Annotated in this window: 13 protein-coding genes; 6 read left to right on the top strand and 7 right to left on the bottom strand. The window is 62.8% G+C overall.

Annotation, left to right across the window (positions count from 1 at the left end; genetic code table 11):
* Position 1 precedes the first annotated feature (1 nt).
* The 5 genes from prmA to AYM40_RS17860 all read left to right on the top strand — a co-directional run bounded on the left by prmA (position 2) and on the right by AYM40_RS17860 (position 4,401).
* Positions 2 to 904: a 50S ribosomal protein L11 methyltransferase gene (gene prmA / locus AYM40_RS17840; RefSeq protein WP_063497375.1), complete on the top strand. Its 903-nt coding sequence runs from the start codon at positions 2 to 4 to the stop codon at positions 902 to 904.
* Positions 905 to 952: 48 nt separating this feature from the next.
* On the top strand, positions 953 to 2,290 hold the full coding sequence (locus AYM40_RS17845) for a zinc-ribbon and DUF3426 domain-containing protein (RefSeq protein ID WP_063497376.1): 1,338 nt from the start codon (positions 953 to 955) through the stop codon (positions 2,288 to 2,290).
* A gap of 73 nt (positions 2,291 to 2,363) precedes the next feature.
* Positions 2,364 to 2,864 (top strand): thiol peroxidase, encoded by a 501-nt coding sequence (tpx, locus tag AYM40_RS17850; protein ID WP_063498092.1) that lies wholly within the window; start codon positions 2,364 to 2,366, stop codon positions 2,862 to 2,864.
* Between the two features lie 96 nt (positions 2,865 to 2,960).
* Positions 2,961 to 3,899: a carbohydrate kinase family protein gene (locus AYM40_RS17855; RefSeq protein WP_063497377.1), complete on the top strand. Its 939-nt coding sequence runs from the start codon at positions 2,961 to 2,963 to the stop codon at positions 3,897 to 3,899.
* Positions 3,900 to 3,924: 25 nt separating this feature from the next.
* Positions 3,925 to 4,401 carry a glycine zipper 2TM domain-containing protein gene (locus AYM40_RS17860; RefSeq protein WP_063497378.1) on the top strand — a complete coding sequence of 159 codons (477 nt, stop codon included), beginning with the start codon at positions 3,925 to 3,927 and terminating at the stop codon, positions 4,399 to 4,401.
* Between the two features lie 346 nt (positions 4,402 to 4,747).
* On the opposite strand, the gene AYM40_RS17870 is transcribed toward AYM40_RS17860, so the two are convergent.
* The 7 genes from AYM40_RS17870 to AYM40_RS17900 all read right to left on the bottom strand — a co-directional run bounded on the left by AYM40_RS17870 (position 4,748) and on the right by AYM40_RS17900 (position 13,164).
* Positions 4,748 to 5,386, bottom strand: a complete 639-nt coding sequence (locus AYM40_RS17870; protein ID WP_063497380.1) for a histone H1-like DNA-binding protein — start codon at positions 5,384 to 5,386, stop codon at positions 4,748 to 4,750.
* A gap of 30 nt (positions 5,387 to 5,416) precedes the next feature.
* On the bottom strand, positions 5,417 to 5,743 hold the full coding sequence (locus AYM40_RS17875) for a hypothetical protein (RefSeq protein ID WP_063497381.1): 327 nt from the start codon (positions 5,741 to 5,743) through the stop codon (positions 5,417 to 5,419).
* Positions 5,744 to 5,827: 84 nt separating this feature from the next.
* Complete coding sequence (locus tag AYM40_RS17880; RefSeq protein WP_063497382.1) at positions 5,828 to 7,063, bottom strand: ribonucleotide-diphosphate reductase subunit beta; 1,236 nt, start codon at positions 7,061 to 7,063, stop codon at positions 5,828 to 5,830.
* Between the two features lie 691 nt (positions 7,064 to 7,754).
* On the bottom strand, positions 7,755 to 10,751 hold the full coding sequence (locus AYM40_RS17885) for a ribonucleoside-diphosphate reductase subunit alpha (protein WP_063497383.1): 2,997 nt from the start codon (positions 10,749 to 10,751) through the stop codon (positions 7,755 to 7,757).
* A gap of 541 nt (positions 10,752 to 11,292) precedes the next feature.
* Positions 11,293 to 11,889, bottom strand: a complete 597-nt coding sequence (gene ampD / locus AYM40_RS17890) for a 1,6-anhydro-N-acetylmuramyl-L-alanine amidase AmpD (RefSeq protein ID WP_063497384.1) — start codon at positions 11,887 to 11,889, stop codon at positions 11,293 to 11,295.
* The gene (locus AYM40_RS17895; protein WP_063497385.1) at positions 11,886 to 12,227 is read right to left on the bottom strand and encodes a PP0621 family protein; all 342 of its coding nucleotides are present in this window, start codon (positions 12,225 to 12,227) and stop codon (positions 11,886 to 11,888) included. Before AYM40_RS17895 ends, ampD begins: the two co-directional genes overlap by 4 nt.
* A gap of 10 nt (positions 12,228 to 12,237) precedes the next feature.
* The gene (locus AYM40_RS17900) at positions 12,238 to 13,164 is read right to left on the bottom strand and encodes a cytochrome C assembly family protein (RefSeq protein WP_063497386.1); all 927 of its coding nucleotides are present in this window, start codon (positions 13,162 to 13,164) and stop codon (positions 12,238 to 12,240) included.
* A gap of 81 nt (positions 13,165 to 13,245) precedes the next feature.
* On the opposite strand from AYM40_RS17900, the gene ffh reads away from it, so the two are divergent.
* Positions 13,246 to 14,613: a signal recognition particle protein gene (gene ffh, locus AYM40_RS17905; protein WP_063497387.1), complete on the top strand. Its 1,368-nt coding sequence runs from the start codon at positions 13,246 to 13,248 to the stop codon at positions 14,611 to 14,613.
* Positions 14,614 to 14,674 lie beyond the last annotated feature (61 nt).

Consider the following 14,674-nt stretch of genomic DNA (forward strand, 5'->3'; position numbering starts at 1 on the left):
CATGAGCTACCGGGAACTGATCGCCGAGCTGGCACGCGAGCACGCGGAGGAGTTCTCCGACGCGCTGCTCGAGTTGGGCGCGCTGTCCGTATCGGTTGAAGATGCAGACGCCGACACGCCCGACGAGCAGCCGCTGTTCGGCGAGCCCGGTCTCACGCCGGATCGCACGGCGTGGCAGCGTTCGCGGGTGATCGCGCTGCTCGCACCGGAACACGAGCCGGCGGTGCTGCTCACCGCGGCGGCCAATGAGCTGGGCCTCGACCCCGCACCTTCGTTCACCGTGCGCGAAGTCGAAGAGCAGGATTGGGTACGTCTCACACAGTCTCAATTCGATCCGATTCCAATCGGCGAGCGCATCTGGGTCGTGCCCTCGTGGCACGATGCACCGGACCCCGACGCTCTCGTGCTGGAACTCGATCCTGGCCTCGCATTTGGAACCGGCAGCCATCCCACTACACGTCTGTGTATGGAATGGCTGGAGCAATCGGTGAAGCCGGAGCAATCCGTTCTCGACTACGGCTGCGGCTCGGGCATCCTCGCGATCCTCGCCAGAAAGTGCGGCGCCAATCCGGTGTATGGCATCGATATCGACCCGCAAGCGGTCGAATCGGCGCGTCACAACAGCGAGCGCAACCGGGCGGAAGTCACGTACGGCTTGCCCGACGAATGCCCCACCGGCGAATTCGATATCGTGGTCGCCAATATCCTGTCCAATCCGCTCAAGCTGATGGCGTCGATGCTGTCGTCGAAGGTCAAGCCGGGCGGCCGGATCGCGCTGTCAGGCATCCTGGCGCGCCAGGCGGACGAAGTGGCGCAGGTCTATGCACGATGGATCGACATCGGCGTATGGCGCGAACACGAAGGTTGGGTATGTCTCACGGGAACACGCCGCGAAAGCCATTAGAATAGGGCGTATTGTCCAATCAACAGCCTCTCGGCTTACCGGCTCAATATGCTCCTGGCAACGCGTTGCCCCTTCTGCGAAACCGTCTTCCGCCTGCAACCGGCGCAGCTCGCGCTGCGCCGCGGCCTCGTGCGCTGCGGGCAGTGCCATGAAACATTCGACGCGTCGAGCAGCCTGTTCGAACTGAACGAGGACGGCGATTTTTCCACCGCCAAGCCGGTTGCCGCAGCGGCTGCGATCGAGGCTTTGTCCGGTGTACGCCCCAAAGACCCTGATTTCAGCGCCGAGGCATGGAACCCGTGGGCAGCGGCGCCCGACGCCGCGATCGACAACCGCCTGCTTCACAACGCCCGCAATCTGCCGGCTCCGCCGGTCTCCACCGGCGCAGGCGTCGCGGTCACGCCGCGTCATGCTACCGAGCCGGAACTGCCGGCGAGCGCCTTCACCAGGCCGACTCCTCCCGACAACGAACCCATTCTCGCGGACGCGCCACGCACCCCGTTCGCTTACGAGACCGACGCACCCGCCGACGTGCCGCGCGAGCCTTTCGCTCACGAGGCCAATCCGGCTGCGGAGGAAGCACCACGGGTCTGGCACAAGACCGAGCGCCCTTCTGAACATCCCTCTGATGCCGACGAACAGGTTCTGAAGGAGCCGCCCCCCTTGCATGGCATTCCTGATAATGAGCCGTATTTTGGCGCGGCCGGCTCAGGTGGGGCTGGCTCAGGTGGGGCCGGCTTGGGTGCGGCTGGCGCCGGCGGCCTCGGCGCAGGCCTCGGCTCAGGTGCGGGCGGCCCGGGCACAGCCACCTTTGGATCGAGCGGCGAACCCTTCGCGGTCAAGCCGGTGCATGACGGCGCCGATCCCTTCCCGGTGGTGCGTGAAACGCGCCCGGCCGAACCGCGCCACCTCGGCTGGATCATTTCCGGCTCGGTGGCCGCAACGCTGCTGGTTATCGCCCTGCTCGCGCAACTCGCCTGGTGGCAACGCGAAACTGTGCAGATCTACTTCCCACGCTCGCAGACGCTCTATGCAAAGGCCTGCGCGCAGCTCGGCTGCCAGATCACGCCGCCGCACGACATTGACGGTCTGCAGGTCGAGCCTTCCGATCTGCGGCAGATCGACGGCCCGCACAAGCTCGAACTGAAGATGCCGCTGCGCAACCGCTTCAATATTGCGCTGGCCTACCCGGCCATCGAGCTCACGCTACTCGACGACCAGAACAATGTCGCGGTGCGCCGCGTGCTGTGGCCGCAAGACTACGTCGCGCCCGGCACGCCGATTGCAGCCGGCCTGCCGGCGCACACGACCCAGACCATGATCGTCCATCTCGACACGGGCAATGCGGTCGCGTCCAATTTCCGCGTACAGATTTTTTATCCGTAACGCACCCTCGCGCGCCCGGCACTGACCGGGCGTGTTCACCGTCATTACTGACGAATTTTCGGAGCACGACAACATGAGTCAAGTTACGCTGGGTGGCAACCCGATCGAAGTAGCCGGCACGTTCCCGAGCGTGGGCCAGAATGCCCCCGCCTTCTCGCTGGTCGGCAAGGATCTGAAGCCGCTGTCGCTGGCCGACTTCGCCGGCAAGCGCAAGGTGCTGAATATCGTCCCGAGCCTCGACACGCCGACCTGCGCCACGTCGACCCGCAAGTTCAACGAGGCTGCAGCCAAGCTGAGCAACACGGCCGTGATCGTCGTGTCGGGCGACCTGCCGTTTGCCGCATCGCGCTTCTGCACGACCGAAGGCATCGAGAACGTCGTGACGGCGTCCACGTTCCGCGGCCATGAGTTCGCGCAGGCCTACGGCGTCGACGTGACGAGCGGCCCGCTGGCGGGTCTGACGGCACGCGCCGTGGTGGTCGTCGACGAGAACGACAAGGTCGTGCACGCTGAGCTGGTCGGCGAAATCAAGAACGAGCCGAACTACGACGCAGCACTCGCCGCGCTGAAGTAAAACCTTCGCGCACGAACCTCGGCGCCGCGCTTCATGCGCGGCGCTGTCACATCGTAGCGCCCATTCTCTTTATCGATTTTTACAGGAACGCTCGCCTTGGCTACGCTGATTTGCGGTTCGCTCGCTTACGACAACATCATGACCTTCGAAGGCCGCTTTCGGGAGCACATCCTGCCGGAGCAGGTCCACATTCTGAACGTGAGCTTCCTCGTGCCGACGATGCGCCGCGAGTTCGGCGGCTGCGCGGGCAATATCGCCTACTCGCTGCATCTGCTCGGCGGCCATGCGCGCATCATGGGGACGCTCGGCGCGGTGGACGCCCAGCTCTACATGGACCGCTTCAAGCAGCTCGGCCTGTCGACGGAAAACGTGCTCGTGGTGCCGGACACCTACTCGGCCCAGGCGATGATCACCACCGACCTCGAAAACAATCAGATCACGGCGTTCCACCCGGGTGCGATGATGCAGGCGCACTTGAACCGCGCCGACGAAGCGAAGGGCATCACGCTCGGCATCGTCGGGCCAGACGGTTACGACGCCATGATCCAGCATTCCGAGCATCTGGCAGCGGCCGGTGTGCCGTTTATCTTCGATCCGGGCCAAGGTTTGCCGCTGTTCGATGGCGACTCGCTGCGCCGCATGATTGAACTTGCCACTTACGTAGCGGTCAACGATTACGAAGCCAAGCTGGTGAGCAACAAAACAGATTGGTCGATCGAAGAGATCGCCGGCAAGGTCGAGGCGCTGATTATCACGCTCGGCGACCAAGGCGCGCAGATCCATCACGCCGGCGGCATCGAAAAGATTCCGGCGGTCAAGGCACAGCAGGTGCTCGATCCTACAGGTTGCGGCGACGCGTTCCGCGGCGGCTTGCTGTACGGCATCGAGAACAAGCTCGGCTGGTCGACCACCGGGCGCCTGGCGAGCCTGATGGGCGCGCTGAAGATCGAACACCAGGGCCCGCAAAACTACGCGCCCAGCCGGGCGGAGATCAACGAACGGTTCAAGCAGGCGTTCGGATACGACCTGCCGTAATACCGCAAGCTATTGGAGTTAGGGAATGAGAACAACGAGTCGCCTGGTCGTGGCCGCCTTGATCGCCGGTTCGCTGGCCATGTCGGGGTGTGCGTACAACAGCAGCTCTGCCGACGTCTACACGGCGTCGCAGGCACAGCGCGAAGAAACGGTCCGCATGGGCACGGTCGACAGCGTTCGGGCCGTGAAGATCAGTTCGAACAACGGCCAGCCGAGTGGCCTCGGCGCAATCGGCGGCGGCGCGTTGGGTGCGGTGGCCGGCAGCGCGATCGGCGGCGGCCGCGGCTCGATCGTCACGGGCATCATCGGCGGCCTGGCTGGCGCGGTGGCAGGCAATGCGGTCGAGAACGGTGCCGCGGTGCACGACGGTCTCGAGATCACCGTGCGACTCGATAACGGCGACATGCGCGCCATCACCCAAAGCGCCACCGGCGAGATCTTCCGCGCCGGCGAACGCGTCCGCCTGCTTTCCAGCGGCGGCGTCACGCGCGTCACGCACTAGGTTTCCCCTCTCGCGCGGTCGCGCTTCACGCGCCACCGCGACGACCTCAAACGCATGCCCTGCCCTGTCGACCAGAGTTGGCGCTTTAGCGCTTACTCTGGTCCCATGCAGAGCACTTACTCCGGTCCCATGCAACATGGTTGCCGTGCAAGCGTTTTTTCGCCTGCAGGTTCTGGACTGGTTTCTCAAAGCCCGCACCTTCGACAAACCAAAAAAAATCCCGTCGCCAGAAACCCGGCAACGGGACCCTGACCGAGTAGCGCTCGGTCATGCTGCTACTTAAGCGCTACTCGATCATCGACACGGGCTACGACGTGTCGAAGTACTTCTACCGCTCATTTACCGCTTACGGACGGCTGCCCGTCGGGAACGGCCATGCCGCTGCCGGGTTCAGCGCGGTCTTCACCGTTGCCGCCGGTGCTGCGCTCGAGACAGCAGTCGCAGCGGGAGCAGGAGCCGCCTTCTTGGCGACAGCCTTCTTCGCAGGGGCAGCCTTCTTGGCAGGAGCAGCGGCCTTCTTCGCGGCAGCCTTCTTGGCAGGCGCAGCCTTTTTAGCCGCAGCCTTTTTCGCAGGCGCAGCTTTCTTGGCAGCAGCCTTTTTAGCAGGCGCAGCCTTCTTGGCAGCAGCCTTCTTAGCCGGTGCGGCCTTCTTCGCCGGCGCAGCCTTCTTTGCTGCAACCTTCTTCACTGCGACTTTCTTGGCAGCAACCTTCTTGGCCGGAGCAGCTTTCTTCGCTGCAACCTTCTTTGCCGGCGCTGCCTTCTTCGCCGCAACCTTCTTCACTGCGACTTTCTTGGCAGCAACCTTCTTGGCCGGAGCAGCTTTCTTCGCTGCAACCTTCTTAGCCGGTGCTGCCTTCTTCGCTGCAACCTTCTTCACTGCGACTTTCTTTGCAGCGACTTTCTTCGCCGGTGCGGCCTTCTTAGCCGGCGCAGCCTTCTTTGCTGCGGGTTTCTTAGCTGCCGCTTTCTTTGCAGTTGCCATCATTTTCTCCTTCAGGTTTTCAGATGAGAGTCAGTTCAAACACCACCCTTCGTCAAAACCCGCTTCCCGCGGACGCTTCTCAGGGCGCGCGCTACGAAGCGGGCTATTCATCGGCGTACGCAGGTGCTGCGCGCTTACGCTAATGAATGCGGTAAGGCGCGCCGTGCCCTTGGGCACCGCGCGCCAGATCTGGTCGGCGCTGGATCTCAACGCCGGCAATTGCTTGATCGGGCCGCTGGCGCTAACGCCAGCGGCTTTTTCCGGGGGGAAGTTTGCCCATCCCACTGAAGGGTTCGCAAAGTGCCAGCCATGTTTGTGGGCCGCGAAGGCACGCGGCGCACCGGGCACGATTTGCATCAGGCGGTTCTGCTCCTAACTAAATTGCCGCGGCCGAAGCCCGCCGGCATCCCCAAAATGAATGCATCTGCGACTCGGACCGGATCACTCCCAGGTCAGCGCGCCGCCAGTCTGATATTCGATCACTCGCGTCTCGAAGAAGTTGCGCTCCTTCTTCAGGTCGATCATCTCGCTCATCCACGGGAACGGGTTTTCCTCGTTCGGGTACAGCGGATCGAGACCGATCTGCTGGCAACGGCGGTTGCAGATGAAGCGCAGATAGCTCTTGAACATCGACGCATTGAGGCCGAGCACCCCGCGCGGCATCGTATCTTCTGCGTAACGATATTCAAGTTCGACCGCTTGCTGAAATATTTCGCGGATTTCCGCGCGGAACTCAGCCGTCCAGAGTTGCGGGTTTTCGAGTTTGATCTGGTTGATCAGGTCGATGCCGAAGTTGCAGTGCATCGACTCGTCGCGCAAGATGTATTGGTACTGTTCCGCCGCGCCGGTCATCTTGTTCTGGCGGCCCAGCGCCAGGATTTGCGTAAAGCCGACGTAGAAGAACAGGCCTTCCATCACACATGCGAACACGATCAGCGAGCGCAGCAGAGTCTGGTCTGCCTCGAGCGTGCCGGTCTTGAAGGCCGGGTCGGTCAGCACGTGGATGTACGGAATCAGGAATTCGTCTTTCGCGCGGATCGAGGAAACCTCGTGATACGCGTTGAAGATTTCGCCTTCGTCGAGGCCCAGCGATTCGACGATGTACTGGTAAGCGTGCGTGTGGATCGCCTCTTCGAACGCCTGGCGCAGCAGGAACTGGCGGCATTCGGGCGCCGTGATGTGGCGGTAGGTGCCCAGCACGATGTTGTTGGCGGCCAGCGAGTCAGCCGTCACGAAGAAGCCCAGGTTGCGCTTGACGATGCGGCGCTCGTCTTCGGTCAGACCGTTCGGGTCTTTCCAGAGGGCGATGTCGCGCGACATGTTCACTTCTTGCGGCATCCAGTGGTTGGCGCAACCAGCCAGATACTTTTCCCAGGCCCACTTGTATTTGAACGGCACCAACTGATTGACGTCGGTCTGGCCGTTGATGATGCGCTTGTCGGCGACATTGACCCGCGCTTCGGAAACGGCAGCCGTTCCAGCAGCAGCGTGGGCAACTTGAGCCACGGGAGCGACAGCGATGTCGTTCGCGAAGATGTCTTGAGCCGAGGGAGCGTGAGGAGCGGAACGCGTTCCGACTTGCGAACCGACAGCCGATCCCGCAGCGTTGCGCAACACATTCTGTTGCGTAGCGCTCGAGGGAGTTACGGCAGTGATCTCGTCATCCCAGTTGAGCATAAATGTCACCATCAATTTAGAACGGTTTGTACCATCTTTTCACGAGCGATAAAAGAGTTCGCTGATGAAAAATCCTGTTTTCGATTCGCGTTGCTACGTTCATACAACACTTTGTTCAACAGACTGTGTGCGACGCCTCATGTGAAGCGTGTTGAACGTGTGTCGTCGAGGTGCTTCGCGAGCTCGAAGAGCAATGTGTCGAAGCGACGTTTCGCTGCTCTATCTATCTGTATTGCGGAGCGTGCTTGCAGTGATTTGCGATTGCTTCCTGCTGCCTCGCCGACGTGGCGGTTGCCTCGCGGTTGCCTGGTCGTCAGTGTTAGCGAGGTGAAGTGCAATGCAATGTCGGGCGATGCATCGGGCCGGCTGTGTCGATCGACCATCGGCCGGAGCGTTTGCTGAGCGCTTCATGTCGAGCGCCTCGTCTTTGCTGCCGACTGCTGACTGCTTCATCTACTACTTGCCTGCCGCTGCACGGCTTCAGTTGCTTGCCATGCTTCGCTGCTTTTCGATGAGCGGCACAAGGTCGATTTCGTTTCCGATTTCGTTACGTTGCGCCGCTCGTCTACTTCACTTCTGCATCACTTCTATCAGGCTTGCGGATCGCCGCATGCGGGTCTTTACCTACAACCCTCAGCCAGGCAGCGATCCTGCCGCCTGCTTCGTGCTCACCTGGCAGTTACCAGGGCTCTTACTGGCAAGCCTCGCACTCGTCGAAGCCAGGATCACCCGGACGCATCATGCATACCGGACCATCCGCTTCCGGCGCTGCTTCGACTGCAACTGCCGGCGCTGCCGCCGCTGCCCGGATGCCGCCCGAAGCTGCGCCGCCGCTCATGCCGAAGCCGCCTGCTGCGCCACCCGCAGCGCCGCCCGACCCTTCGCCGCCACCCGAGCTCACCGCGTTCAACGCGCCGTGCGCCACCGTCGACTTCTCGACGTGCGTCGCCGCCATCGTGCGGAGGTAGTAGGTCGTCTTCAGACCGCGCACCCATGCGAGCTTGTAGATCTCGTCGAGCTTCTTACCCGACGCGCCGCCCATGTAGATGTTCAGCGACTGCGCCTGGTCAATCCACTTCTGACGGCGCGAAGCCGCCTCGACCAGCCACACCGGATCGAGTTCGAACGCGGTCGCGTAGATCGCGCGCAGGTCGGCCGGGATGCGGTCGATGCGCGAGAGCGTGCCGTCGAAGTACTTCAGGTCGGCGACCATCACTTCGTCCCACAGACCGCGTTCCTTCAGGTCGCGCACCAGGTAGTCGTTGACCACCGTGAATTCGCCCGACAGATTCGACTTCACATACAGATTCTGGAACGTCGGTTCGATGCAGGCGGACACGCCGATGATGTTGGAGATCGTCGCCGTCGGCGCGATCGCCACGCAGTTCGAGTTGCGCATGCCGTAGGTGGCGATGCGCGAGCGCAGTTCGGTCCAGTCCATCGATTCGCTCGAATCGACTTCGACATAGCCGCCGCGCGCGTCGGCCAGCAGCTTCACCGAGTCTTGCGGGAGGATGCCGCGATCCCACAGCGAACCGCGGTAGCTGGAGTAATGGCCGCGCTCTTGCGCCAGTTCCGTCGACGCGTAGTAAGCGTAGTAGCAGACCGCTTCCATCGAGGTATCGGCAAACGCGACAGCCTCTTGCGACGCGTACGGCGTGCGCAGCAGGTGCAGGCAGTCCTGGAAGCCCATGATGCCCATGCCGACCGGACGGTGCTTCAGGTTCGAGTTACGCGCCTTGGCGACCGCGTAGTAGTTGATGTCGATCACGTTGTCGAGCATGCGCATCGCGACGCTGATGGTGCGCTTCAGCTTGTCGTGGTCGAGCGCCAGCGTGCCGTCGGCCTGTTCCTTCAGGTGAGCGACGAGGTTCACGGAGCCCAGGTTGCAGACGGCGATTTCGGCGTCGCTGGTGTTCAGGGTGATTTCCGTGCACAGGTTCGACGAGTGGACGACGCCGACGTGCTGTTGCGGCGAACGCACATTGCACGGATCCTTGAACGTGATCCACGGGTGGCCGGTTTCGAACAGCATGCCCAGCATCTTGCGCCACAGTTGCGCCGCCGGCAGCTTCTTGAACAGCTTGATCTCGCCGCGCGCGGCCTTGTCTTCGTAAGCCGTGTAAGCCGTTTCGAATTCGGCGCCGAACTTGTCGTGCAGATCCGGGCAGGTGGACGGCGAGAACAGCGTCCAGTCGCCGCCTTCGTGCACGCGCTTCATGAACAGGTCGGGAATCCAGTTCGCCGTGTTCATGTCGTGGGTGCGGCGACGGTCGTCGCCCGTGTTCTTGCGCAGTTCGAGGAATTCTTCGATGTCCAGGTGCCACGTTTCCAGGTACGCGCAGACCGCGCCCTTGCGCTTGCCGCCCTGGTTGACCGCGACAGCCGTGTCGTTGACGACCTTCAGGAACGGCACCACGCCTTGCGACTTGCCGTTGGTGCCCTTGATGTGTGAACCGAGCGCACGCACGCGCGTCCAGTCGTTGCCCAGGCCGCCGGCGAACTTCGACAGCAGTGCGTTTTCCTTCAGTGCTTCGTAGATGCCGTCGAGGTCGTCGTCGACCGTCGTCAGGTAGCACGACGACAGTTGCGAGCGGCGGGTGCCCGAGTTGAACAGCGTGGGCGTGGACGACATGAAGTCGAAGCTCGACAGCACGTTGTAAAACTCGATCGCGCGCGCTTCGCGGTCGATCTCGTTCAGCGACAGACCCATCGCCACACGCATAAAGAATGCCTGCGGCATTTCGATGCGCACGCCGTCGTGATGCAGGAAGTAGCGGTCGTACAGCGTTTGCAGACCGAGGTAGCCGAATTGCAGGTCGCGGTTATTGTCGAGTGCGGCGCCGAGGCGCTTCAGGTCGAACTGGAGCAGCTTGTCGTCGAGCAGCTCGGCTTGCACGCCGCGCTTGATGAACTGCGGGAAGTACTCGGCGTAGCGCTCGCCCATTTCCGTTTGCGTGACTTCCTCTTCGAGGATTTCGCGGCGGATCGTGTGCAGCAGGATGCGTGCGGTGACCTGGCTGTATGCCGGGTCCTTTTCGATCATCGTGCGGGCAGCCAGGATCGCCGAGTCGTAGACCTGGCTCATCGGCACGCCGTCGTACAGGTTCTTGACCGTTTCCGCGATGATCGGATCGGCGCTCACGGCGTCGCCCAAGTTCGAACAAGCCAGTTCGATGATGCCGCGCAGCGCAGCCATGTCGAGCGGACGCGTCACGCCGTTGTCGGTGACGTTCAGACCCGGCGTGTTGGCGACGATCTGGTCGTCATGACCGCGTGCCTGGGTGCGCTTCTCGCGATACAGCACGTACGCACGCGCGACGTTGTGTTCGCCGCCGCGCATCAGCGCGAGTTCGACCTGATCCTGGATGTCTTCGATATGGAACGTGCCGCCGTTCGGACGGCTGCGCACGAGTGCGCGCACCACGTTCTGCGTGAGTTGCTCGACCAGTTCGCGCACGCGCGCCGACGCCGCGCCTTGACCACCGTTGACGGCCAGAAATGCCTTCGTCACGGCGATGGCGATTTTCGACGGTTCGAACGACACCACGCTGCCGTTGCGACGGATCACCTTGTAGTCGGCGTAGCTCACTTGCGGCGCGAGCGCTTGTGCGCCTTGTGCCTGGCCGAAGGCCTGGCCAGTCGGTGAGCCCTCATACCGGGTCGTCACGTTGTCGGTGGTTTGCATGTGCAAAGCTCCTGGTCTTGGAAATGTTGCGGAGAAAGCCGCGGATTAAAACGAACGCTGCGCCGCCGCGTGCGCAAGCGATGGGGTGCAGGAAAAAGGCCGGCTGAGCCGGGTGGCGGGATACGACAGCGATGAAGTCTGGTTCGAATTGATAACGGTCTTCATCATGTATGTCGCGATCACTAGCCGAGCCCCTTTCCTGAATGCTTCTGGATGCTGCCGGTGGTCTCTCCGGCCGCGCCACAGGAATTTTTTTCGTTGCCTGGAATGCTTGCGGCGCCATGCTCGGAGAGCGGGGCGCCGCTGACTTATGCACCCAGTTGTGCACTCAGTTATTCACATGGTTATGCACAGCACACCACAAGATATAGTGCGAAACTGAATTTGTGGCACCAAGTATAGTGGAGATTCGAGACAGGTCAAATCGATTTATTTGCTTTCGAAGTCTTGACTTTTGCATCGCGCGGCCGGAAGCGGACTCCCCGGAGAACAAGGCAGCGCCTTGTTCTCCTCGCATCACGCGAAGTCGCGCGAAGGGTCGTTACGGCGTTTTGGAAAACTTGAGATAGGGGAAGTACTGATCGGCTAACGCGGTGTCGCGCTGCAGACGCCGCCACTCGAAATGAGGCCCTGGATCGGTCTTGCGGCCGGGGGCAATGTCCGAGTGGCCGGCGAGCGCCTCTACCGGATAGCGAGCCTTGAGCGCCGTCACAAGTGCGCCGAGCGTGCGGTATTGCGCCGCTTCGAAAGCAGTCGTGTCACTGCCCTCCAATTCGATGCCGATCGAGAAATCATTGCAGCGCTCGCGGCCGAAAAAACTCGACGTGCCGGCGTGCCACGCGCGCTCGTTGCAGGACACGAATTGCTCGAGCGCGCCGTCGCGATGGATCACGAAGTGCGCCGACACCCGCACGCCGCGCAGATGCGTGTCGTAGTACGGGTGGGCGTCGCAGTCGAGCGTGTTCTGGAACAGTTCGGCGATTGCGGTGCCGCCGAATTCGTTCGGCGGCAGGCTGATGTTGTGCACGACGATCAACGTCGGCACGGCCGCTTCGGGCCGCGCTTCGAAATTCGGCGATGGCAGTTTGCGTGCGGCGCTGACCCAACCGTCGGCATCGACGGTGAACGCGACGCTCATCGAGCGTCGCGGCCCGTGGGTCGCGCGCCGTGACGCTGCGCGTGCGCGGCGCTGCAGAACGGCTGCCCCGCCACCACCACGGAGTCGCTCTTCGGCGCGTGTACGCCGCATTCGGCGCAACGGATCATCGGCTCGGCAAGCTGCGGCTGCGCTTGCGGCGCGTTGGGCCCACGCGCGCCGCCATTCGGACCGCTCTGGCCTCTTGCACCGCCGGCGCCCGCGGCGCCATTCGCACCGGCGCCCGTGCGTTGCGACGCTTGCGCGTCATGACGACGCAGCGCCTTGACCAGCCATTGGCCGACGATGAACAACAGGATCAGCAGGAAAATTTGTCGCATGGCAGAACACTCACACTACAGCACGGTGCAACAGCACCTCGAATACGAAACGGCTGCCGACGTACGCCAGCAGCAGCGCGACGAACGACGCCAGCACCCAGCGCAATGCCGCACGGCCGCGCCAGCCGGAAACCTTGCGCGCGGTCAGCAGCGCGCCGAACATCACCCAGGAAAGAATCGCGAAGACAGTCTTGTGATCGAGCCGCAAAGCGCGGTCGACCAGTTGCTCGCTGAACAGGATGCCCGAGAGCAGCGTCAACGTGAGCAGCACGAAGCCGGCGCCGATCAGACGGAACAGCAGCTTTTCCAACGTCAGCAGCGGCGGCAGTGTGTCGAGCCAGCTCGACAGCCAGCCGTTGCCCGCCGCAGCCACATTCCGTTGCGACACGCCGCCGCGCATCGCGTGCAGACGCCGCTCGACCAGCAGCATCAGAATGGCGTGCAGCGCCGCGATCGCGAACAAACCGTACGCGATATTGGCGATCAGGAAGTGCAGCTTGAACATTGGCGCGGCCGAATACGGCAGCACGCGCACGCCATTGAACGCCAGCGGCAATAAGGAAGCGACGCAGGCGAGCGGCAACACCAGCAGGCGCAGGCCGTCGAGCGGAAAGAAAAAGCTCTCGATCCAGTAGATGCCGGCGCCGAGCCAGAACATCGCCGACAGCGCGAACGCGAAACCGAACACCATCGCGTTTTGAGGAAAGATGGTGGTATGCAGCAGCACGCCGTGGGCGAGCAGCGCGACAAACAGCAGCGCGCGGCCCGAGGTGCTCATGCCCGAGGCGGCTAACGAGGCCGGCATGCGCGTGGCGACGGGCACCGGCGGCACGCTCTCGAGCATGGGGCGCAAGGCGGCGTGCCGGTGCGAGCGCCAGCCGGCCACGGCGAGACCGCCGTAGAGGAGTGCAGTGAGGGCATACAGTACAATATCCATATTCGAAGTTTACACTAGGCCCTTGCTCCGCGACGTCTCCTGCATCGCGCCCCGCTCCGGCCGCACTGTTCATCGCTCCCCATGCTCGACAATCTGACTCAACGGATGGCGCGCGTCGTCAAGACGCTGCGCGGCGAAGCCCGGCTCACCGAGGCGAACACCCAGGAAATGCTGCGCGAAGTGCGCCTCGCGCTGCTCGAGGCGGACGTGGCGCTGCCCGTCGTGCGCGAGTTCATCGCCAAGGTGAAGGAAAAGGCGCTCGGCGAGGAGGTGATCAGCAGCCTGTCGCCGGGCCAGGCGCTGGTCGGCGTGGTGCAGCGCGAGCTCACCGCGATCATCGGCGGCGACTATGAAGGCAAGGCGGTCGAACTGAATCTCGCCGTCACGCCGCCGGCCGTCATCCTGATGGCGGGTCTGCAAGGCGCCGGTAAGACCACGACGGTCGGCAAGCTCGCCAAGCTCCTGCGCGAAAAGTACAAGAAGAAGGTCCTGACCGTCTCGTGCGACGTTTACCGCCCGGCTGCTATCGCGCAGTTGAAGATGGTGACGGAACAGGTCGGTGCGGATTTCTTCCCCTCGGAACCGGATCAGAAGCCGGTAGATATCGCGCTCGCCGCGGTGGATTGGGCCAAGCGCCACTACCACGACGTGCTGCTGGTCGACACGGCCGGCCGCCTGGGTATCGACGAAGCCATGATGGCCGAAATCGCCGCGCTGCACAGCACGCTGAAACCGGCGGAAACGCTGTTCGTGGTCGACGCGATGCTCGGCCAGGATGCGGTCAACACCGCGAAGGCCTTTAGCGACGCATTGCCGCTCACCGGCGTGGTCCTCACCAAGCTCGACGGTGACTCGCGCGGTGGCGCGGCGCTTTCCGTGCGTCACGTGACCGGCAAGCCGATCAAGTTCGTCGGCGTCGCCGAAAAGCTCGACGGCCTCGAAATTTTCTATCCGGATCGCATGGCGAACCGGATTCTCGGCATGGGCGACATTCTCGCCCTCGTCGAAGAAGCGCAACGCGGCGTGGATGTCCAGGCCGCGCAAAAACTCGCCGACAAGGTCAAGAAAGGCGGCGACTTCGACCTCAACGATTTCCGCGCGCAGCTTACGCAGATGAAGAGCATGGGCGGCCTGTCGTCGCTGATGGACAAGCTGCCCGCGCAGTTCCAGCAGGCCGCCGCCGGCGCCAATATGGGCATGGCCGAATCGCAGATGCGCCGCATGGAAGGCATCATCAATTCGATGACGCCGCTGGAGCGCGCGAAGCCCGAGCTGATCAAGGCCACCCGCAAGCGTCGCATCGCCGCCGGCGCGGGCGTGCAGGTGCAGGAAGTCAACCGCATGTTGAATCAGTACGACCAGATGCGCACGATGATGAAGAAGCTGAAGGGGGGCAACCTGCAGAAGATGATGCGCGGCATGAAGGGCATGATGCCCGGCATGCGCTAAGCTTTAGCAAGACGGCGGTGCGCGTGCTTCCGTGCATGAACAACGGCACGCGCGCTGACTC

Source organism: Paraburkholderia phytofirmans OLGA172 (assembly GCF_001634365.1).
Lineage (GTDB): Bacteria > Pseudomonadota > Gammaproteobacteria > Burkholderiales > Burkholderiaceae > Paraburkholderia.